We start from the raw sequence: 20,829 nt of genomic DNA on the forward strand, positions 1-20,829 counted from the left end.
TGTTCAGGAGTCGGGGCAGCACCCGGCTCTTTTCTGTGGAGGCGTTCAGCCGCACACAGACTGCGGGCGCTTGAGCAGGAACACCGTCAGGGCCAGCGTGATGGCCTCGGCGGCGGGGAAGGCGGACCACACGCCGTTCATGCCGAACAGGGCGCTCAGGATCAGCGAGCAGGTGACGATGGCGGCTACGCCCCGGCTGACCGAGGTGATGGTGGCCTCGGTGGGGCGGTTGACCGCACCCAGATAGCCCGCCGCAACAATATTGCAGCCTGCAAAGAAGTAGCCCAGGAAGTAGATGCGCATACCACTGTGGGCGTATTCGGCCATCAGTGCAGAGTTCTCGCTGTTGAAGAGGGCAACAAAGGTATCGGTAAAGCCAAACACGGCACCGTACAACACCGCCGCCAGCGCCAGCGCAGTGCCGCAGCCCAGCAGAAGCAGCTTTTTTGCCCCGGCCATCTCATTTTTGCCGTAGCACTGGCTGATCAGCGGCTGGGCACCCTGGGCCACGCCGTTGAAGATGGCTGTTGCCACCAGCGCAAAGTTTGCCACCACGCCATAGGCGGCCACGCCCACGTTGCCCGCCAGCCGGAGCAGCAGGAAGTTGAACACGGTGGTGGTCACGGCAGAGGAGAGCTCCCCGACAAAACCGGAGATGCCCAGCTGGCAGCTCTGCACCAGCAGCCGGGCCGAGGGAGCCTGCCGGACAAAGGTGAGCGTGTTGCTCATTTGAAAGAAGTGGCGGCTGCAGATGGCGATGCTGAGCACCGGCGAGATGGCCGTTGCCAGCGCCGCGCCGGGCAGGCCCAGCCCCATGGGGAAGATGAAGATGTAATCGAACACCACATTGAACAGGCTGCCGCTCAGGGTGGCCACCATGGCAAGGGACGGGTCGCCGTCGTTGCGGACGAAGGCCGAGAAGATGTAGTTGCACATGAAGAAGGGTGTGAACAGCAGGAAGATGCGGGTGTAGTTCAGGCCCAGCGCCACGATGTCCCCATCGCCGCCCATGAGCTGCAGGAGCGTGCCCGGGCAGAACGCGCCCGCCAGCATGAACGGGATGGCGATCAGGCAGGCGCAGAGGATGGCGTTGGAAAAAAACCGCTGCGCCCGCGCCTCGCCCTGCGCCTGCAGGATGGCGTACCGGGTGGCCGCACCCAGGCCGATCATCGAGCCGAAGGCAAAGATCAGGTTGTACATGGGCAGGCAGAGGTTCAGCAGGGTCACGCCGTCGGTGCCCGCCGCCTGGGCGATGAAATAGGTGTCGGCCAGAATATAGCACGAGGTGCCGATCAGACCGAAAATATTCTGCGACACATACTTGAAGAACTGCTTTGTCAGGTTCATGGATGCTTCCTTTCCGCAGGGAGAATAGGGGCGTGAAACGTAAAAACGACTACTACTATATCATAAAACCTGGCATATTTCAACGAAAAAACGAGGAAACACGCCGCCGTTCCCCAAGCGGAACACTTCTCCCCGGGGAGATGCCGCTATCCGAAAATGCCATACAGATACTTCCTCTTTTGTGCAACTCGCCAAAGATGGTTTTGGGTTATTGACAAAAAAAAAAAAAAAAAAAAAAATTTATGATTTTTGTGTAAGATGCCACATAAAAACAGAAGAATCGGCAAACCAGCCGGAAGGCTGCGGCGCAAAGCTACAGGGCCTGTAATATGGCAGCCAGCTGCACTTTCTCAACCATACCGCACATGGGCATCACCTCAAGGGGCGGTAGATTCCCAAAGTACAAAACGCAGAGCGTTGTACCAGCCATTTGGCCGGTGCGGCGCTCTTTTTGCTTTGTGCGGGCATGGTTATATTTTGGGAGTATTCATAAAAGGAGGATTTTTATGAAAAAACGACTCATAAGCTTGCTGGTTGCGGCGTGCATGATATTTGCACTACTGCCAGTAAGTGCAATTACAGCATTTGCAGAGGAATCGGTATTAACTGGTTACTGTGGTGCTGATAACTCTTACGAAAGCCAAACATACTATTGTTCCACACAGTATAACGGAGCAGCTCAAACTTTTACTGGCACATATTATCGCAACGCAATCTGGACACTTACACCTAATGGTGCAGACACTTATAAGCTGACCATCTCTGGTACTGGTCAGATGGGAGATTTTGGAACAAGCTGGTCTTTTGGTAAGCCGTGGAATTATGCACTTGCTGAGAAAGAATCAACAGCTGTTACGGAATCCAGAAATAAAATTACAGAAATTGAAATCGCAGCCGGAATTACAGCGATTGGTGCACATGCGTTTGAGGGATACGAAAAAATCTCTAAAATTGAACTGCCTGATAGTGTAACAGAGCTTGGTGAATACGCGTTCAATCATTGCAGTGGCGTTACTTCCGTAAGGCTTTCAAACAACTTGACCGAGATCAAAGCCACTGCTCTCAGTGATTTGGGTACAACTAGTAATGTGGTAGGTTCTGTTGCGAATCCTATTTCCATTACACTGCCTGATTCTTTGCTTTATATCCGCGGTAAGGCGTTTTCACTTTCCAATGGAAGCGGCCTAAAAGGGGATTTGACGATACCTGACAATGTTCAGAGTATTGGAGAGGATGCCTTTGTAAATAATCATGGCTTAACAGGAAATTTGACTATCGGAAAATCTGTGAAAGAAATTGGAGGGGGTGCTTTTTCGAGTTGCAACTTTACTGGTAAATTGTCTGTTCCCGGTTCTGTAACCAAGATCGGTGAAAAAGCATTTATGAGTAATAAATTTACCTCTATCCAGATTGCAAATGGAGTAACCAGCATTGGCGAGTATGCGTTTAGTGGATGTACGAGTGTGCATTCGATTGACCTTTCAAGCATAGCACAAGCTACCTATGGGGATAACGCTTTTGCCTCGATGAGTACAAAGCTTATTTATGTTGACAATTTAACGCAAAAGAGCACTGTTGAAAGTACCCAAGGATTCACAAGTTCTGTATTCGCTATTACCAACGGCGGTACTTTCGCAGAGAATGCTACTTTTGAAGAAGGTAAGCTGGCTATTCCTGAAAAGACTGATTACACCTTCAAGGGCTGGTATGAGAATGCCGAGTTTGACGGTAATGCAGTGACCACTGCTGAAACTGGTAAAACTTATTATGCAAAGTGGGAGCTTACCCCCGTTGCCGCAACGATGACTGCAACCACTTCCAAGAGCGCCTATCTGGTCAATACTCCGGTTGATGTGAACATTACCGTTAACCCGGGCACCTATGGGGCAGAGATTCACAAAGGTAAAGTTGCTCTGACCTACGGCGACGAAGTAGAGAAGGTGGAGCTGAACGGCAAGGAACTGGATAAGAAGGACTACACGGTTCAGGAACTTGCTCAGATGGATGGGCCAGGCTCAGCAGAGCAGTGATCTCAAGGCGACCCTGAACGTGACCTACAAAAAGACCGGCAGCTACACCTTTGGTATTGCAGTGAACGACAGCAATGACGAGACCATCTGCAATGCGGATGCAAAGGTCGTTGTTGGCGAAAAGGCCGCTGACCTTACCCCTGCAACCAAGCTCTACACCCTGACTGTCAAGAATGCTGATGTTACCATTAAGAATGGTGACGAAGAGATCAAGGCTGAGAAGAACGGCAAGGGCGAGCTGACCGCCAAGGTGCCCGAAAAAGCTGATGTGACCGTGACCTACACCAGCCAGAGCGATGCGGTTGCATTTGACCAGTGGACTATTACCACCGATGAAACGCTGGATGTAGATGTCAAGAACAACCCCCTGAAGTTCCAAATGCCTGCCGGTGGTGTGACCATCGAAGCCATGACAAAGGATGCCTCCATTGAGGAGAGCGAGCCCAATATTCTGGGCACCGCCGCAGTGGTCGGTACTGCCGCTGCTGGCACCGCCATTCTGGCATGGCAGGGTTATCAGCTGGGCACGGAGCTGTACCTGAAAACCGCTCTGCCCGCTGGTACTGCCATCCCCACAAACCGTGCCGAGCTGGCCCTGCTGGTGTGGAACCATGCCGGTAAGCCCGCACCCGCCGCAGTTCTGCCCGCTGATGCCACCGATACCCAGAAGGCCATTGCCTGGGCTGTGGAGAACGATCTGCTCAAGGCCGCAAAGGACAACGGCGAGACCTATGTGGATACCGATTCCGTGAGCCGTGTTGAAGTGATCCGTGTGTGGAATAAGGCACAGGAAAAGTAAACCCCTTGGAACAAAACCTCTCAGCCGTCACTGCGGAGAGGTTTTGCCCCACAACCAAACCATTCTCTATTCCCAAATAACCTGTGGAAGCGCCCTGCCGGGGAACCGGCGGGGCGCTTCTGCATAGGGGCGGGAGCCGAAACCGCCGCTTTTTCCGCTCTAGCGCCGTGGTTTTTATTGACAAGCCCCCGGCTTGCTATTATAATAGAACAGTCATAATAGCATTCGTGCGCGGCTTTGCGGCTGCGTCAATTCAATAGACAAGGAGAAGATCCAAAATGGCACAAGAAATCAAGATGTCCGCTTCCGGCCTGAAGGCGATGCAGGACGAACTGGAATACCTCAAGACGGTCCGCCGCAAGGAGCTGGCCGAGGAGATCAAGGAAGCCCGCAGCCACGGCGACCTTTCTGAGAACAGCGAGTACGATGAAGCCAAGAACACCCAGGGTCTGGTGGAGAACCGCATCACCGAGCTGGAGCAGATGGTCAAGAACGCTGTGATCATCGACGAGAGCGAGCTGAGTGTGGACAGCGTTTCTGTTGGCACCCACGTCTCCATCAAGATGACCGGCGATGATGAGGCCGAGGAGTACGACATCGTTGGCCGCACCGAGGCTGACCCCATCAACGGCAAGATCAGCGACGAGAGCCCCGTGGGCCACGCTCTGCTGGGCAAGGCTGTGGGCGAGAAGGCTGAGGTCCTGCTGCCCTCCGGCCAGACCGTCGAGTACGAAGTGCTGGCCATTACCCACGCCGCAAACTGAGCCTGAACGGGAGGAAACCATGGAAGAACAAAAGAGAAACCCCGCTCAGGGCCTGTCTGAGAGCGAGCAGGTGCAGGTGCGCCGCCAGAAGCTGGCCGACCTGCAGGCTGCCGGAAACGACCCCTTCACCCTGACCAAGTTCCCGCAGGACGCATACTCTGCCGACCTGAAGGAAGAGTTCAAGGATCTGCCCAACGAGACCGACAGCGGCAAGCATGTCGCGCTGGCTGGCCGTATGATGTCCAAGCGCGTGATGGGCAAGGCGAGCTTTGCCCACCTGCGCGATGACAAGGGCGATATCCAGCTGTATGTCCGCCGCGACGAGCTGGGCGAGGAGGCCTACGCCGCCTTCAAGAAGCTGGACGTGGGCGATATCATCGGTGTCAAGGGTGAGGTGTTCCGCACCAAGACCGGCGAGCTGAGCGTTCGCGCCACCGAGCTGACCCTTCTGGCCAAGAGCCTGCGCCCCCTGCCCGAGAAGTTCCACGGCCTGACCGATACCGAAATGCGTTACCGTCAGCGCTATGTGGACCTGATCGCCAACCCCGAGGTGAAGGATACCTTCGTCAAGCGCAGCCAGATCCTGAAGGAGATCCGTGCCTATCTGGACGAGAAGGGCTTCCTGGAGGTGGATACCCCCATCCTGACCCCCTTTGAGATCGGCGCCTCTGCCCGCCCCTTCTACACCCACCACAACAGCCTGAACATGGACATGGTGCTGCGCATTGAGACTGAGCTGTACCTCAAGCGCCTGATCGTGGGCGGCATGGACCGCGTGTATGAGGTTGGCCGCATCTTCCGCAACGAGGGCATGGACCCCAAGCACAACCCCGAATTCACCAGCATCGAGCTGTATCAGGCCTTCACCGATTTCCACGGCATGATGGATCTGGTGGAAGAGCTGTACAAGCGCCTGGCCCTCAAGATCTGCGGCAGCATGGTCATTCCCTATCAGGGCAAGCAGATCGATATGGGCCACTGGGAGCGCTTGACCATGGTGGAGGCTGTCAAGAAGTATTCCGGCGTGGACTTCAACGACTGGAAGTCCGACGAGGATGCCATTGCCTCTGCCAAGGAGCATCATGTGGAGCTGCCCGAAGTCCCCACCAAGGGTGCCATTCTGGCCGAGTTCTTCGATGCCTTTGTTGAGGACAAGCTGATCCAGCCCACCTTCATCTATGATTACCCTGTCGAGATCAGCCCGCTGGCCAAGCGCAAGCCGGATGATCCCGCCTTTACCGAGCGCTTTGAGTACTTCATCGACTGCACCGAGTACGGCAACGCCTTCAGCGAGCTGAACGACCCCATCGACCAGAAGGGCCGCTTTGAGCGTCAGGTCGCCGAGCGCAAGGCCATCGAGCCCGACTGCAAGGCTCAGGTGGATTACGATTACGTCAACGCTCTGGAGTACGGTCTGCCCCCCACGGGCGGCCTGGGCTTCGGTGTGGACCGCCTGGTCATGCTGCTCACCGACAGCGCCTCCATCCGCGATGTTCTGCTGTTCCCCACGATGAAGCCGATTGAGCAGTAAAATGCGAAATTAAAACGCAGATACGAGAAAATTTTAACATGATTTTACCCATCATCTGCGGTACTACACCACAACTACACCAATTTTGGGACGTTTTCCTGAAAAGGGGCCTTACAAAGCGGTGTGGTGTATGAATTGAATATGCGGATTGGTGTAGTAGGTACACCGAACTCCCAAAACGAAGATACGGCAGCTATGTTGCAAAAAACAACGTAGCTGCCGCTTTTTGTTTCATATAAGGATTTTATGTTACCAATCGGCGTTCCCTGCGGTTAAATCAGCTCGTCGCTGGTGATTATAAAATGCACCTTGATTCAGCATACGCCAAAATTTTCGCCAATGATTCATAGCACACGTTCCACCCAACGCAGTGCAGCGTTAAGACGCTCACTTTGCCGGTCATGATGGCCGTAGTCATCCAGCACAGTTTTGGCTCCACATGTCGCTTGCAGGGCAGTGTGAACTCGTTGGGCATAGCTATAGGCATCACACAGGCGGTTGTTGTGGCCTTCGCCCTCCCGGATACCATTTTGCAGATAAACCTGTGCGGAGTAGTTTTTGGGGACATGTTCCTCTATGAAATCGGCAACACCCGGATACCAGAACGACCCACAGAGGGAAAATACTGCAGCAAAGGCATCTGTTTCCCAGAGACTCATGGTTGCAGCCAGACCGCCCAGCGAATAGCCGCCATACGCCAGCTTTTCCGTGTCAAGGGCGTATTCGTCTATAAGCGCCGGGAGAATTTCGTTGTTCAGTTCTCGATGATATTGTCCTAGCTGCCCACAAAAATCCGGTGTGCCCGGTCGAATAGCCGGTTCCGGCCACGGGGTATATTCTGAAAGTCTGTTATTGGGGTATACCCCCACCAACACTGCTCGTTCCGTGCGCAGATTCAACTGCTCAATCAGTTCCCCATCGTTGAGTAGGATTGCAGGATTTTTGCCTTTGCGCAGTCCCTTTTCCGGGAACCGCACTCCAATTCGATGTGAACCGAGATTTAGAATTTTCATCCATAACCGCCCTTTTTTGTTAATTATTACGCAGTGTGGGGTGCTCCCCACATAGACAAACGGTAGCATTTTGTGCTATATTAGCATTAACTAACCACTTTTGCACAAAGGAGCTCCCAATGAATCAAATATCCGCGCTTCCTAATCCGCTGGAAATTTTATTTCAGGAATACAATCAGGGCCGAATCGAGTCTGTCGGCTTCCGCAGCTTTACCCTGCACGCTGGTGAGAGTAATAGCTACCGCACCCTGAAAAGTGCACTGATTGTTCCGGTGTCGGGTCGGGCCATCTTCTCATTTGAGCACGAACCTTTCATTGCCAAGCGAGGACTATTCCTGCACGGATGTCCCGACAAGACCCTGACCATTTCGGCTTTGGGCGAGCAGGATTTCCACTACATCAATATGTACTACGAAAACGACCGGCCTTTGCTGTTCTCCCACAAGCTCAAAAATCCGGAACAGACCTTTTCCATTCTGGAGCAGATCCTAAAGCTCCACCCGGACGCTGACATCCGCAGCCAGTACCAGCAAGAAAAGCTGACGGAAGAATTCTTCGCCCAGATTTTCGCAGATTTTCAGCCAGAGGAAACTTACAATGAAAGCCAAATCATGAGCATCCTGCTGGATTTCATCGCAGAGCACTATGCAGAGCCGCTGACGCTGGACGCACTGGCCGAACAGGTCAATGAGAAAGCCGGACATGTCAGCTATCTCTTTTATAAGTACAAAAACATCCGCCCCATCGATTACCTCATCAATTATCGTGTCCGAATAGCCACTGAGCTTTTGCGTTCCGGTGACTACACTGTGACACAGGCCGCTCATGAGGTCGGCTACCGAGATGCCTGTTATTTCAGCCGCATTTACAAAAAACGGATGGGCTTTCCGCCCACCCGTATTCTGCCATAACCGAAATTTTTGATTTCAGGTTCCGTTAAGATGCACTGTACATGAAGTTGTACAGGGTCTCAGCAGAATCGATGACCCGTGCACCGTAGTCCATTACGTCATCATAATCCATCTCGATGACCTTCTGGTTGGCGATGGCGGGAACCTCCTGCACGACGGCGTTAGAGGTCAGCTGCTCCACAGCGTCGGCATCGGTGGCACCGAAGCGGTCTGCGCGGACGTAGACGATGACATCCGGATTCATGGAGACCAGATTCTCCAGAGTCAGGCCGTTGCCGCCCTTGTCCAGAACATTCTCAGCGTTCAGGGCATTCAGCATACAACTGCTCATCTTGGAATTGAAGGCCACGAAGGTGCCATCGGCGTAGCCAGCCATGAACAGAACCTTCAGGGGCTCTCCACTCTGGCTGCTGACCTTGTCCATCAGCGCGTCGATTCTCTCCTGCAGCTCGTCAGCGTAAGCGTTTGCAGTCTCCTGCACGTTGAAGATCTCGCCGATGTTCCGCACATCCTCTACAATGTTATCCAGCGACTGATCAATGGAAGCGCTAGCCAGCTCAGTGTAGACGGGAATGCCCAGCTCCTGATAGGATTGGACGGTGCCGATGCTACTCTCAGTGAACATCAGGGGACCCTTGCCAAGGATCAGATCCGGCTCCGTGGCAAGGATGGTCTCCTTGGAAACAGACTTCTTATCGCCAAGGCTGTTTAGAGATGCAATTTCATCAGCAATGTCACCCTTCAGGGCATTGTCATTATCGAACACGCCGACGATTTTATCCTTGAGCCCCAGCTTGATGAGCAACTCAGTCATGGACAGCTGTGTGGACAGCACCTTCTCCGGTGCATGGTCGTAGGTCATATCTACAGCATTGCCATCAGCGTCATAAATCTGCAGGGTCAGGGGGTAGGCAGTCTCCTCAGCGGAAGAAACGGTGCTCTCGGCCACCGATGAAGCCACCTCAGAGGAGGCGGCAGCAGACGATGCCACAGAAGATGCGGTCTGACCACAGCCAGTGGTCAGCATGACGGCTGCCAGTGCCGCGGCAGCAACACTCAGGGTTTTCTTTTTCATAAAGGTTCCTCTTTCTGCGGGATACTCCCGCGTTTTTGTTATAGATATTGAATCATCAGTTTTCCGTTGATCGGGCTGGGGTACACACAGGCTTCTACATCAAAGATGCGACGCAGATTTTCGGGGGTCATCACCGCTTGAGGCTGGCCCTGCGTTACAATTTCGCCTTGTTTCATCAGGTAGAGATAGTCGCAGAACTGCGCTGCAAGGCTCAGGTCGTGCAGCGCTGCCAGGACCGTGATCTGCAAATCTTTGATGATTGAAAGGATTTCTAACCGATAACGGATATCCAGATGATTTGTCGGCTCGTCGAGGATCAGGATCTTGGGCGACTGGGTCAGCGCGCGGGCCAGAACCACCCGCTGCTTTTCACCGCCCGAAAGGGACTGGAAGTTCCGGTCGCGGTAGCTTTTCATGCCTACCTTGTCCAGCGCCTCCAAAGCCATCTCATAATCCCTCTCCCGTTCTTGCTCCAGCAGGGAATGGAAGGGATACCGCCCCATCAGGGCGATGTCCAGCACGGTATAGTCAAAATTGATCTGGTTGAATTGGCCCATCACCGCCATGTTCCGCGCCAGCTTTTTGCCGGAAAAATGTGTGATGTCCTTGTCGTCCAGACGAACGATGCCGCTGTCCATTTTTTGTGTGCGATAGATAGAGCGGAGCAGAGTGGTCTTGCCGCTGCCGTTGGCACCCAGCAAGGCCGAGAATTTCCGGTCCGGCACCTCAATGGAGAGATGCTGTACAATTGGTTTGCCGGAAATCGAAATGTTTACATCTTTCGCTTCCAGTCTCATTCAATTGCCTCCAAATCCATATTTTTTACGCACCATCACATAGACGAAGAACGGCGCACCCACCAAGGCGGTGAAGATGCCCACAGGCAGCTCGGTGTTGGGAATCAGACTGCGGGCGATGGCATCCACCCAGAGCATGAACAGTCCGCCGGATAATGCCGCAATCGGCAGTAGTTTTCGGTGGGCTGTGCCGGCAATGGCGCGGGAAACATGCGGGATGATGAGCCCCACAAATCCGATAGTGCCGCAAACCGATACAAGTGCACCGGTCAGCACCGAGAGTACCAGCAGGTAAACCAACCGACACCGGAAGGTGTTGATGCCAATGGTGGAAGCTGCTTCCTCACCAAGCATCAGACCATCCAGTGTCTGGGCCTGCGTCCGAAAAAAGACTGCTGCTGCCAGTACGATCAGTGCAATGGGGCCGATGTTTTTCCATCCGGCGCGGGTCAGGGAGCCCATCGTCCAGAACTTAATGGACATCATACCGTCAGAATCACCTGCTACTGCAATGATAAAGTTGGAAAATGCTGTCAGCAGTGCATTGACGATCATGCCGGAGAGAATCAGCTTGACTGAGGTGGTCTTGCCATCCGCCGATGAGAGAGCCAATACGAGGAAGCAGGCACCGCCTGCTCCTACAAAGGCCCAAAAGCCGGAGATTACGCCCAGCCCTAAAAAGAGTGAACCGGTGGCTCCCAGCGTTGCGCCTGCCGACACACCAAGAATATATGGGTCTGCCATTGGGTTTTGGACAACTGCCTGCATCACGCAGCCACAGAGCGCCAGCCCGCTTCCTGCTAGAAAGCCCAGAATAATTCGGGGCATTCGGATCTGCCAGACGATCTGTTCAAATGCCACAGATACCGAGGCGCCTGTGTCTGTCCCGAACAGGTGCCGAAGCAGGATCGATAGTGTATCTTGTACCGGAATGCGGACTGCTCCCATGCAAAGCGTAATGATTGCAGAAACAAGCGTTAGAATCATCAATAGAATGATCGTCAGTCGAGTCTTTTTCATATAGAAATCACCCTCTCAAGTAGTTCGAGGTTAGCTTTGACTACCTGCAAAGTATTTTACAGGCTGCTTGCAGATTTGTCTATGGACAATTCTTTAAAGAATGGACGATTCTTGAAAACCGCATGACCGTCTGCATGGGATACCCGGCGAAGACCCTGAAAAGGAGAGCCGGAAAACGCCGCCGGAAGGGGGCAGGAAAGCCATGCAGGGAGAACGGCAAGACGTTGATTTCCCAGTTGCGGAGTAAGAAAATGTGGTCAAAATGACCACATTTTCTTACCGTAACGCCAATGAAAGGACGGAATGCCTATGAGTAACTTTACCCCTGCATGGTTCAAGAAAGGCTTTTTCAACGAATCCCTGTTCTGTGACGATTTTCTGAGCACGCACCAGCTGCTTTACTCGAATGGCGCATTTTTCACCCCGGAAGGCATGGTCACGGACACCATGAACCTGCGCTGTGAAATTTTCGATATGCTGCGAGACCATATCGGCGCAAATATCGCCAAACGAGTCAGCAATGTGGTGGATGTGCTGAAACTGGCGGCACAGGTGGAGGACTTCCCGCCCGTCACCGACCGCATTGCGCTGGCAAACGGCACCCTGTATCTGGATGACACTTTTCCGGAAGGCAAGCCGGAGATCGTCCGCAACCGCCTGCCCGTCAAGTATGACCCGAAAGCCGCCCAGCCCGTCCACTGGCTGCGGTTTCTATCCGACCTGCTCTACCCGGAGGACATTCCCACGGTGCAGGAGTTTATCGGCTATTGTTTGATCCCCAGCAACAAGGGGCAGCGCATGATGGTCATCAAGGGCAACGGCGGCGAGGGAAAATCGCAGATCGGTGTAGTGCTGTCCCGCTTGTTCGGCTGCAACATGAAGGATGGCAGCATCGGCAAGATCTTGGAGAACCGCTTTGCCCGTGCCGATCTGGAGCACACCCTGCTCTGCGTGGACGACGATATGCGGATGGAAGCCCTGCGTCAGACCAACTATGTCAAGTCCATCGTGACCGCACAGGGACAGATGGACTTGGAGCGCAAGGGCAAGCAGAGCTATCAGGGCTGGATGTACGCTCGTCTGCTGGCATTCAGCAACGGTGACTTGCAGGCTCTGTATGATCGCTCGGACGGTTTCTACCGCCGCCAGCTTGTCCTGACTACCAAGGACAAACCCCTGTCCCGTGTAGACGACCCGGACATTGCCGAGAAGATGGCGGCAGAGGTCGAGGGCATCCTGCTGTGGGCATTTGAGGGCTTGCAGCGGCTGGTGAAGAATGGCTTCCAGTTCACCGAGAGTGACCGTGCCAAGCGCAACCGGGAACTGGTGAAGCGGGACAACAACAATGTGTTCGACTTCCTCGAATCCGAGGGCTACATCCGTCTGAAGGCGGATGCCTGCACCAGCTCGAAAGAGCTGTATGAGGTCTACAAGATGTGGTGCGAGGAGAACAGCCTGAATGCGATCAAGGCACGAGGGTTCAGCGATGCGCTGATCGCCAACCAGCGCAGGTATAATCTGGAATCTACCAATAACATCGTCAACTCGTCCGGGCGGCGGGTCCGGGGATTTGTCGGCATTGAAGCCCTTGTGCAGCCCGACCTTACCACCAATAGCTGGCGGGCATGACCCCCTATAAAGGAGAACTTTGGCGTTTTGCTGCGTACGTGCGTACGCGGCAGATGCCTTTTCTTTGTACGCACGTACACAGCGATTGTCCAAAAACGCGCCATATAGGGGGGGGGGTATTGGCAAAGTGTCAGGTTGACAGTTTGCCAAATCAGGTGGTCAAAATGACCAACTGAAAAAGCCGGACGAGCTGCGGGCAGGGATTCGCAAATCATTGCCTGTCAGCTTGCCCGGTGCAGAAGTGCAGAGGGGTGCGGATCGCCTGCGGCGACCTCAAAAGGCCGCAGGCATTTTGAAGCACCGACCGAGCCGACAGGCGAGACCGCAGCCCTTTGAAGGGAGTCAAGGGGGAACGCCTTGCCCAGTGATATGATGCTGTGCGTCATATCCTACTGGGTATTATCTGGCGCAAAACGGCGGCAGATCCAGCAGCTCCGCTGCTGCGATTTCCCTGCCAAGATGTTGAAATGGAGGGATGTCTATCTGAAATTGACACGACACAACGGACGAGCCGGAACCCACGGCACCTATAATCCCAAGCACAATGACCGCAGTTTCAACCTTGCCAACAGTGAGCACATCGACCCGGAACGAGCCAAGGGCAACATCTACTGGGACTGCTTCCACGGTTTCCGTTCGGCTCTCGCTCCACCCGACCCGGATGATCTGGCGGCGACCTTCTCGGATGTGGAACGTCAATTCTACGAAACCCACTACACGGCTTTTGTGGAAAGCCAGAACGAGCGTAACGCCAAGATCCGGCACACGGAACGTAACCGCTCCATTCCTGACCTGCTGTCCAGCCGCAAGACCTGCCCGGAAGAAACCATCTATCAGCTGGGAACAAAGGACGACCATGCTTCGGGCGAAGTTCTTCTGGCGGTCGTGACCGAATTCATCGAGGAGTTCAAGGCAAGGTTCGGAGACCATGTTCATGTTTTGGATTGGGCATTGCATCTGGATGAAAGTACACCGCATATCCACGAACGTCATGTGTTCGACTGCGAGAACAAGTATGGTGAGGTGGCACCCCAGCAGGAAAAGGCACTGGAAGCGTTGAGTTTTGAGCTGCCCGACCCGGACAAGCCCCTCAGCCGCCGCAACAACCGCAAAATCACCTTTGATACCGCCTGTCGGAAGATGCTGTTTGAAATTACCAAGCGGCACGGGCTGGAATTGGAGGAAGAAGCGGAGTACGGCAACCGGCAATATCTCGAAAAGCAAGACTTTATCCTTGCCAAGCAGAAGGAGCAGCTTGCCGTCCAGCAGAACAGGCTGGACGAATTGACCCTCAAGGTCAACGACATGGAAACGCTGATCGATGAAGTTTCGGCTGCGGCCTACGACAAGGCGGTGGAGGTCGTGACGGATGTGGTGCGCACCGAGACCCGGAAGGAAGACATGCGGATGATTGAGGACACGAAGAAGTGGGTGTTATCGCCAGAGAGAAAAGCTCCCAAAGCCACGAGGGAATATGCCTCCCATCGTTTGGACGATGTGCTGAACAAGTTCCTCAAGACCATGCAGACCACCGCCACCCGCTTGCAGGAGAAGCTCCTGAAGCCGGAAGTCCGGCAGAAAGGCAAGGAGCAGGTCAAGAAGAAAGCACGGGATTCCGTTCTGCAACTGCTGAGTCGCTTGCAGGCAGAACAGGCACAAAACAAACCAGCGGCACAACCCCGCACACAGGAGGGGCACTCGGAAATCTGAACCTCATCGGGAGCGTTTGGGGCAGAAAGCTGGCACCTTCTGCCCCGGCACCCGGTTACAAGGATATGGAGGTGCAAGTGAAAGAAGTTTGCGTTTGCGAAGCAATGAAGTTCCCAGTGGGGACTTTAAGCAACGGAACGGTCTTGCGTCAGCAAGATGGAGGGACTAAGTCCCGACAAGTTTCGATTTGGCAAAAGAGCAATCTGACCTTGGAGGAAGCGGCGGCGTACTCCGGGATCGGTGTCAATAAACTGCGGTCGATGACCGATAGCGATGAATGCAAGTTCGTCCTTTGGAACGGAACCAAACGGCTGATCAAACGCCGTAAGCTGGACGAATATCTGGACAAGGCATTCTCGATCTGATGCGGTGTGAAAATTGACCGTTTGATGTTGCAGGGAGTCTTGCACCATGGTATACTCATGGTGTAAGGCTCCTTTTCAACATTCTGTGAACGAAAAGGAGAGTTTATATGCAAAGACGTAAAGATAACAAAGGCCGTGTTTTGAAGGATGGCGAGGTCTACCGCAAGAGTGACGGGCTGTATATGTACCGTTGGACTGCGAAAAACGGAAAACGCCATACCATCTATGATGCAACCTTGGAGGGGCTGCGCGAAAAGGAAGAGAAGATACAGCGCGACTTGGCAGAGGGCATCCGTATGCCGGAGTGCAATCTGACCCTGAACGACCTCTTTGAACTGTGGCGTAAGAACAAGGTGGGCTTGAAAGAGCATACCTTCGCCAATTACGTTTATATGTACAATCGGTTCGTCCGGGATGAGATCGGCATGATGAAGCTCAAGGATATTCGCAAGTCGGATATCCGCAGCTATTATAACAGCATCGTCCGCAACGGCAAAATGGCACTGAACACGCTGGAAACCATCCAGAATGTTCTGCATCAGATCTTTGCGATAGCAGTGGACGATGAGTACATCCGTGTGAATCCCACGGATGGTGTCCTGACGGCCATTAAAGCCGCCCACCAGTACGAAACGCCCAAGCGCCATGCCCTGACCCTGCCCCAGCAACAGGCGTTTCTGACCTTCATCAAGAAAACGCCGAAGTTTCAGCACTGGCTCCCGATGTTCACTTTCATGTTGGGTACGGGATGCCGTATCTCGGAAACGGTGGGGCTGTGCTGGAGCGACATCGACTTTGAGAGTGGGTTTATTACCATTCAGCACAATCTGGTCTACTATGACCATGAAGTCGGTGGCTGCTACTTCACCATGTCCACGCCCAAAACTGCCGCAGGCAAGCGGGCAATTCCCATATTGCCCGAAGTTCGGAAAGCGTTGGAGCAGGAACGAGCCAACCAGCAGGAGCTGGAACTGGTGTGTGCGCACGAAATCGATGGTATCTCGGATTTTGTGTTCCTGAACAGATTCGGTCAGCCGCAGAATCCGCAGACCGTCAACCGTGCCATCAAGCGCATCAGCGTGGCCTACAACGAAGCCGAACTGGAAAAGGCCGAAAAGGAAAAGCGGGAGCCGCAGCTGTTGTCGCCCTTCTCCTGCCATAATCTCCGGCACACGTTCTGCACCCGGCTGTGCGAAAATGAGACCAACCTGAAGATCATTCAGGACATCATGGGACACAAGGACATCAGCACCACGATGGAGATTTACGCGGAAGCCACCAAGGAAGCCAAAGCCCATTCCTTTGAAAAATTGAACGGTAAACTGGGCATTTCCATCTGAGTCGTACTACACCAACCGCTACACCACTTTTACACCAAATCCTCGGTAACTTGTGGAGAGTTGCGTAGGGTAACGTACGGACGGGACAAAAAGGAAGCCGCATGGATAGGCTTATAAAGGGAAATAAAGCCATTTGTGAGCCTTCCTTGACCTGTTCCCCACGATGCGCCCGGAATCTAACTAAGATACGTGGTAATATTTGTGTCTCCATCAAAACAGTACATCGCAGATTGCGACACAAAGATTACAAATTCCCTGACATCCTTGACGGATTTCTTCAAGGATTGATGGGGAAGCGTAAAACGGCAAGTTTAGTTTGACGGATTTTCGCATACTGGCTACCGACAGAGAACTGTAAACGAGAAAACAGCCAAGAGGACATTTCACCATCAGCGAATGCTGAAAGTGGAGTGTCCTTTTTCTATATCCTGATAAAACAAGTATACCACGACCCTTGACAAAGGAGAAGAATGGCATGACACCAAAAACAGAGACCTTTACAGTTCCAGAACTGGAAAAGATACTGGCTGGGAAGAAAAAGAAATATATCCGCTACGAGGAGGGCATTACGCTCTACTCGATGGGAAAGATTCCCCTGCGGCAACTTGCACAGGAAGCTCATGCACTGATTTACCTGAAACACGCGGCTGTCATCAATACGGAGATTTTAGACGAATACATAGAGCGATACACGCTGCTGGAACGCTGCGGCTTTGAGCCGACAGGGTGGTTCGACAAGGACGATTTTCAGGCAATCTACAATTTTTCCACCCCGGATGCCGTCTTTGCCCTCGGCACAGCCGTCAGCGACATGAGCCGGGAGGTGCTGCGGAACATCGAGCGTATGGCGGGCAGAGCACCCGGAGTTTGAGCAGATCGTGTTCCACGGCCTGCGGCATTCCAGTGCCACCTATCAGCTGATGATCTCCGGCGGCGATGTAAAGGCCGTTCAGGGCACCACAGGACACGCCACGACGGATATGCTGGTGAACACCTACGCTCATATCCAGCAGTCCTCTCGTGTAGAACTGGGCAGGAAGTTCGAGGAAGGTTTCTACGCCAAACAGGAAAGCCCCAGCCCGCAGGCTGTGCCCGCCGCAGGCGAACCGACCATCTCTATAACTGCTCTGCTGGAACTTTTGAAGAATGCCGACCCTGAAGTAAAGACACAGCTCCGTCTGGCTCTGTTGACTTGATGCAAAATTTACTACGCATTTCAAAGCAATTCCAGCCCATGCAGAGGATTCCCACGAAAAAGCTGACCGTGCAAAAACCGTGCATTGACCGTGCAAGCCCCGATTTTTCGGGGTTACATAACAAAAAAGAACGACAAATCTTACGATTTGACGTTCTTTCGTTGGTGCATCTCGCGCACTCATATCCGAACTTTTCTCCGCTTTCACGGCTTCCCCGAAAGCGACCGTTTCTGTGCCTTCCTTATAGTTAAAGGTAATGAGAACCTTATCATCGTAGAGATAGATGGCATTGATGAAGGTGTCCACCAGTGCCTGCCGCTGCTCCGACTGGGTCATATCCAGCTTACGAAAACGGAGCAGCCAGAACCGGACGAACTCCTCTTTCATCTTCGGCTTGGCCAGCCGTTCCTCTGCAATGCGGGCTTGTAGCTCCTTCCGCTGTTCTTCCAGAGCCTCCAAACGTTCTTTCGTGGAACTGGTCAGAATCCCCATCTGGATAGCGTTCAGCATATTGGTGATGCCGACTTCCGTTTCCTTCAACTGCTTTTCGTAGATAGGCAGGTCCGTACTTTCCTGATTTTGCAGCTCCATGACCTTGGCGATGATGGCATTCATAGAAGCGTCATCTTCCACCAGCTTCATGGTTTCGTTGACTACCAGATCTTCCAGCCACTGTTTCCGCACGGCCTTTTTATCGCAGGTCTTTTTCTTCTTAGCAGCAGCACACTTGTAATAGGTGTACATCTTCCCGGTATGGCTGACACCGCTTTCTCCGAACATCAGCGCTCCGCACTTGCCGCAGTATAGCTTGGTAGTGAGCAGATAGCTTTCCTCTGCCTTATGACGGGCAGGGGCCTTTTTATTTTTCGCCAGCTTTTCCTGCACCTTGTTGAACAGGTTCGCGTTTGCGCAGCGAAGCGGAGCAATGAAAGCCCCAGTGGGGCTTTTAAGCGACAGAACGGTCTTGCGTAGCAAGATGGAGGGGTCTTACCCCGACAAGTTCACCTGACACTAGTGCCGGGATCGCATTGGGCTGTACCACATCCCGCAAACGCAATTCGCCGATGTACCGGCGATTACTCAGCATCCGCTGAATCGTATTGTAGGACATCTCCCCGCCCATTGAATTTTTGATGTTGTGTGCCTTTAACCAATCCCGCAGGTCAGTCATGGTCGCACCGTCCGCATACTTCTGGAACGCCTGCTCCACATACGGAGCCAGCAGCGGGTCGGGCTGGTAATGCCGGGTCTCATCGATCATGTATCCGAACGGAATCGTGCCACCATTATAAATACCCTTGAGAGCATTCTCGGTCATGCCACGCACGACCTTTTCAGACAGGTCAGCCGAGTAGTATTCCGCATAGCCCTCCAGAACAGACTCCAGAATGATGCCCTCCGGGCCAGCCGAAATGACTTCCGTAGCCGATACCAGCTTCACACCATTGCGTTTCAGCTGGGTCTTGTACCGTGCGCTGTCGTAGCGGTTTCGGGCAAAGCGGTCGAGCTTCCAGACCAGAACGATGTCGAACAGCTTTTTGTCGCTATCTTTATAAAAGCCGCCATCATTCTCAGATCGTCCAGTTCTGGCTTGCCGACTGCAGATCCACCATGTGGGCATACAGTCCCTTCCGGGCGTACAGCTCTGCCGGGCTGCCCTGCTCGGCCACGATGCCACCCGACAGCACCACCACCCGATCCGCACCGGCTACGGTGCGCATCCGGTGGGCGATGATGAGGACGGTTTTATTCTTTATGAGCCGGGACAGAGCCTCCTGAATGGCAGTTTCGTTTTCCACGTCCAAGCTGGCGGTGGCTTCGTCCAGCAGAATGATGGGCGCATCCTTCAGGAAGGCACGGGCGATGGAAATGCGCTGACGCTCGCCGCCGGAAAGGGCGCAACCGTTCTCGCCGATGTTGGTGTTCCACTTGTCCGGCAGCTTCTCGGCAAATTCCTCGCAGTTTGCCAGCTTTGCTGCCGCAAGGACCTCCTCGTCGGTGGCACCTTTGCGCCCCAGACGGATGTTTTCCAGGATCGTGTTGTCAAACAGGGTCACATCCTGGAACACGATGGAATACAGGCTCATGAGCTTTTCCGGGTCGATTTGAGAAACCTCCATGCCGCCCACGGTGATGCTGCCCTTCTGGTAGTCCCAAAACCGTGCCGCCAGCCGGGAAACGGTAGTTTTGCCGCCGCCGGAGGGACCCACCAGTGCCGTGACCTCCCCCTGCTTTGCGGTAAAGGAAACATCCCGCAGCACCGTTTCGTCGGAGTTATAGGCAAAGCCCACATGGTCGAACACGATATCGCAGCCCTGATTGGTCAGCTGCTCGCTACCGGTCTGCAGGGGAGCGTCCAGAATCTCATTCATCCGCCCCACATTGGTACGCATGGCAATGACCGCCGCCAGATTCTGCAACGCGCCCTGCATAGGGTCGTACATCCGGGATGCCGCCATCAGGAACAGAAACAGAGTCAGCACGTCGATCCTGCCCTGCACCAGCAGCACCGAGCCGGTGAGCGCCACCGATGCAATGCCCAGCTTGAGCACCATGCCCGCAGAGGACACGAACAGCGCCGTTTCCAGCTCTGCCGCGATGGACTGCTTTTCCACAGCCCGAATTTTGTCGGAAAGACCGGACAGATACCGCTGCTCCGCATTGCTGGCTTTCAGATCCCGGAGGGTCTCGATGTACTCCTGAATGCCGTCCGCACAAGCCATTTTCGCCGCCATGGTCTTGGCCTGCACCTTGTCCTGCACCCGGTAGCTGCCCATCACGATGGCAGCGGATACCGGGATGACCCACAGGGCTGCCAGCGCCATCCGTCCGTCAAAGGCGAACAGGCTCAGGGCAATGAGCACGGTAGAGATGAGGGAACCAAACAGACCGGGGATGAAGTGGGAGCAGTCCTTTTCCAACACCTCGCAGTCCGCCATGATGGTGCTGGTCAGGTCGGCAAGGTCGCGCTTGCCAAAAAAGGACAGGGGCAGCTTCCGCAGCCGCTCCGCAAGGGTCAGGCGGCGGGTGCCGCTCTCTTTATAGGTCGTAAAATAGGTGCCGTTGTACTGGAACCATGTGGTCAGCAGGATCAGAGCAAAGCAGGCTGCACACCCCAGCAGATAAAAGGCGGTTCTCCCGCTCGCGGAGCCTGCCAGCAGATCTTTTACCAGGAGATACAGCAGCCCGGTGGGCAGCATGAACGCCATGTTCTGGAACGCACAGGCCAGAACGCCCTTTACAAGCCCTTTTGCGCCCTCCGGGGAGCTGGCCGTGGCGTGTTGAATTTTTCCGATCATTCC

At 54.0% G+C, this 20,829-nt stretch carries 17 protein-coding genes, 2 pseudogenes and 1 riboswitch; of the genes and pseudogenes, 11 read left to right on the top strand and 8 right to left on the bottom strand.

Annotated features, from left to right (window positions below; translation table 11 throughout):
- Window positions 1-45: 45 nt before the first annotated feature.
- On the bottom strand, window positions 46-1,347 hold the full coding sequence (locus D3F01_RS10860; protein ID WP_242888630.1) for an MATE family efflux transporter: 1,302 nt from the start codon (window positions 1,345-1,347) through the stop codon (window positions 46-48).
- A 272-nt stretch (window positions 1,348-1,619) separates the two neighbouring features.
- Window positions 1,620-1,695, top strand: a riboswitch (cyclic di-GMP riboswitch).
- Between the two features lie 158 nt (window positions 1,696-1,853).
- On the opposite strand from D3F01_RS10860, the gene D3F01_RS10865 reads away from it, so the two are divergent.
- The 4 genes from D3F01_RS10865 (at window position 1,854) to lysS (ending at window position 6,471) form a co-directional block, all read left to right on the top strand.
- On the top strand, window positions 1,854-3,377 hold the full coding sequence (locus tag D3F01_RS10865; protein ID WP_242888637.1) for a leucine-rich repeat protein: 1,524 nt from the start codon (window positions 1,854-1,856) through the stop codon (window positions 3,375-3,377).
- Complete coding sequence (locus tag D3F01_RS10870; protein WP_242888639.1) at window positions 3,352-4,176, top strand: hypothetical protein; 825 nt, start codon at window positions 3,352-3,354, stop codon at window positions 4,174-4,176. The genes D3F01_RS10865 and D3F01_RS10870 overlap by 26 nt, the downstream gene beginning before the upstream one ends.
- A 278-nt stretch (window positions 4,177-4,454) precedes the next feature.
- A complete protein-coding gene (gene greA, locus D3F01_RS10875; protein ID WP_117534428.1) occupies window positions 4,455-4,940 on the top strand; it encodes a transcription elongation factor GreA in 486 nt (161 codons plus the stop codon).
- A gap of 19 nt (window positions 4,941-4,959) precedes the next feature.
- Entirely contained in the window at window positions 4,960-6,471 is a 1,512-nt protein-coding gene (gene lysS, locus D3F01_RS10880) for a lysine--tRNA ligase (protein WP_242888642.1), read from the top strand.
- 344 nt (window positions 6,472-6,815) lie between these two features.
- Here the strand turns inward: lysS and D3F01_RS10885 are convergent, their stop codons facing one another.
- A complete protein-coding gene (locus D3F01_RS10885) occupies window positions 6,816-7,484 on the bottom strand; it encodes an alpha/beta hydrolase-fold protein (protein WP_242888644.1) in 669 nt (222 codons plus the stop codon).
- Between the two features lie 119 nt (window positions 7,485-7,603).
- On the opposite strand from D3F01_RS10885, the gene D3F01_RS10890 reads away from it, so the two are divergent.
- A complete protein-coding gene (locus D3F01_RS10890) occupies window positions 7,604-8,395 on the top strand; it encodes an AraC family transcriptional regulator (RefSeq protein ID WP_097773351.1) in 792 nt (263 codons plus the stop codon).
- Between the two features lie 25 nt (window positions 8,396-8,420).
- Here the strand turns inward: D3F01_RS10890 and D3F01_RS10895 are convergent, their stop codons facing one another.
- Genes D3F01_RS10895 through D3F01_RS10905 form a run of 3 tightly spaced genes read right to left on the bottom strand, consistent with a single transcriptional unit; the run spans window position 8,421 to window position 11,287 of the window.
- The gene (locus D3F01_RS10895; RefSeq protein WP_242888646.1) at window positions 8,421-9,470 is read right to left on the bottom strand and encodes an ABC transporter substrate-binding protein; all 1,050 of its coding nucleotides are present in this window, start codon (window positions 9,468-9,470) and stop codon (window positions 8,421-8,423) included.
- 38 nt (window positions 9,471-9,508) lie between these two features.
- Entirely contained in the window at window positions 9,509-10,267 is a 759-nt protein-coding gene (locus tag D3F01_RS10900) for an ABC transporter ATP-binding protein (protein ID WP_186851309.1), read from the bottom strand.
- Entirely contained in the window at window positions 10,268-11,287 is a 1,020-nt protein-coding gene (locus D3F01_RS10905) for an iron ABC transporter permease (protein ID WP_242888648.1), read from the bottom strand. It lies immediately after the preceding gene.
- A gap of 309 nt (window positions 11,288-11,596) precedes the next feature.
- Here D3F01_RS10905 and D3F01_RS10910 point away from each other — a divergent pair, with 309 nt between their 5' ends.
- The 6 genes from D3F01_RS10910 (at window position 11,597) to D3F01_RS10935 (ending at window position 17,527) form a co-directional block, all read left to right on the top strand.
- On the top strand, window positions 11,597-12,916 hold the full coding sequence (locus D3F01_RS10910; RefSeq protein ID WP_242888650.1) for a phage/plasmid primase, P4 family: 1,320 nt from the start codon (window positions 11,597-11,599) through the stop codon (window positions 12,914-12,916).
- Window positions 12,917-13,285: 369 nt separating this feature from the next.
- A complete protein-coding gene (locus tag D3F01_RS10915; protein ID WP_242888703.1) occupies window positions 13,286-14,626 on the top strand; it encodes a plasmid recombination protein in 1,341 nt (446 codons plus the stop codon).
- Window positions 14,627-14,769: 143 nt separating this feature from the next.
- Window positions 14,770-14,991, top strand: coding sequence for an excisionase (locus D3F01_RS10920; protein WP_242888705.1), 222 nt, complete (start codon window positions 14,770-14,772; stop codon window positions 14,989-14,991).
- A gap of 107 nt (window positions 14,992-15,098) precedes the next feature.
- A complete protein-coding gene (locus tag D3F01_RS10925; RefSeq protein WP_242888653.1) occupies window positions 15,099-16,331 on the top strand; it encodes a tyrosine-type recombinase/integrase in 1,233 nt (410 codons plus the stop codon).
- Between the two features lie 475 nt (window positions 16,332-16,806).
- Entirely contained in the window at window positions 16,807-17,202 is a 396-nt protein-coding gene (locus tag D3F01_RS10930) for a DUF6462 family protein (protein WP_097771650.1), read from the top strand.
- A gap of 49 nt (window positions 17,203-17,251) precedes the next feature.
- The gene (locus D3F01_RS10935) at window positions 17,252-17,527 is read left to right on the top strand and encodes a hypothetical protein (RefSeq protein ID WP_242888707.1); all 276 of its coding nucleotides are present in this window, start codon (window positions 17,252-17,254) and stop codon (window positions 17,525-17,527) included.
- Here the strand turns inward: D3F01_RS10935 and D3F01_RS10940 are convergent.
- The 3 genes and pseudogenes from D3F01_RS10940 to D3F01_RS10950 all read right to left on the bottom strand — a co-directional run.
- Window positions 17,448-18,424 (bottom strand): annotated as a pseudogene (locus D3F01_RS10940) (recombinase zinc beta ribbon domain-containing protein); the annotation flags it as partial. The gene D3F01_RS10935 and the pseudogene D3F01_RS10940 sit on opposite strands and share 80 nt — an antisense overlap.
- Window positions 18,425-18,524: 100 nt before the next feature.
- Window positions 18,525-19,079: pseudogene (locus tag D3F01_RS10945) on the bottom strand (recombinase family protein); the annotation flags it as partial.
- Between the two features lie 19 nt (window positions 19,080-19,098).
- Complete coding sequence (locus D3F01_RS10950; RefSeq protein WP_242888656.1) at window positions 19,099-20,826, bottom strand: ABC transporter ATP-binding protein; 1,728 nt, start codon at window positions 20,824-20,826, stop codon at window positions 19,099-19,101.
- Between the last annotated feature and the right edge of the window lie 3 nt (window positions 20,827-20,829).

The organism is Faecalibacterium sp. BCRC 81149 (assembly GCF_022750605.1).
GTDB lineage: Bacteria > Bacillota > Clostridia > Oscillospirales > Ruminococcaceae > Faecalibacterium > Faecalibacterium duncaniae.

Bases quoted from the DNA above. Each gene is read 5' to 3' on its own strand.
- D3F01_RS10860 (WP_242888630.1), bottom strand. From the start codon at position 1,347: ATGAACCTGACAAAGCAGTTCTTCAAGTATGTGTCGCAGAATATTTTC.
- D3F01_RS10865 (WP_242888637.1), top strand. From the start codon at position 1,854: ATGAAAAAACGACTCATAAGCTTGCTGGTTGCGGCGTGCATGATATTT.
- D3F01_RS10870 (WP_242888639.1), top strand. From the start codon at position 3,352: ATGGGCCAGGCTCAGCAGAGCAGTGATCTCAAGGCGACCCTGAACGTG.
- greA (WP_117534428.1), top strand. From the start codon at position 4,455: ATGGCACAAGAAATCAAGATGTCCGCTTCCGGCCTGAAGGCGATGCAG.
- lysS (WP_242888642.1), top strand. From the start codon at position 4,960: ATGGAAGAACAAAAGAGAAACCCCGCTCAGGGCCTGTCTGAGAGCGAG.
- D3F01_RS10885 (WP_242888644.1), bottom strand. From the start codon at position 7,484: ATGAAAATTCTAAATCTCGGTTCACATCGAATTGGAGTGCGGTTCCCG.
- D3F01_RS10890 (WP_097773351.1), top strand. From the start codon at position 7,604: ATGAATCAAATATCCGCGCTTCCTAATCCGCTGGAAATTTTATTTCAG.
- D3F01_RS10895 (WP_242888646.1), bottom strand. From the start codon at position 9,470: ATGAAAAAGAAAACCCTGAGTGTTGCTGCCGCGGCACTGGCAGCCGTC.
- D3F01_RS10900 (WP_186851309.1), bottom strand. From the start codon at position 10,267: ATGAGACTGGAAGCGAAAGATGTAAACATTTCGATTTCCGGCAAACCA.
- D3F01_RS10905 (WP_242888648.1), bottom strand. From the start codon at position 11,287: ATGAAAAAGACTCGACTGACGATCATTCTATTGATGATTCTAACGCTT.
- D3F01_RS10910 (WP_242888650.1), top strand. From the start codon at position 11,597: ATGAGTAACTTTACCCCTGCATGGTTCAAGAAAGGCTTTTTCAACGAA.
- D3F01_RS10915 (WP_242888703.1), top strand. From the start codon at position 13,286: ATGATGCTGTGCGTCATATCCTACTGGGTATTATCTGGCGCAAAACGG.
- D3F01_RS10925 (WP_242888653.1), top strand. From the start codon at position 15,099: ATGCAAAGACGTAAAGATAACAAAGGCCGTGTTTTGAAGGATGGCGAG.
- D3F01_RS10930 (WP_097771650.1), top strand. From the start codon at position 16,807: ATGACACCAAAAACAGAGACCTTTACAGTTCCAGAACTGGAAAAGATA.
- D3F01_RS10935 (WP_242888707.1), top strand. From the start codon at position 17,252: ATGATCTCCGGCGGCGATGTAAAGGCCGTTCAGGGCACCACAGGACAC.
- D3F01_RS10950 (WP_242888656.1), bottom strand. From the start codon at position 20,826: ATGATCGGAAAAATTCAACACGCCACGGCCAGCTCCCCGGAGGGCGCA.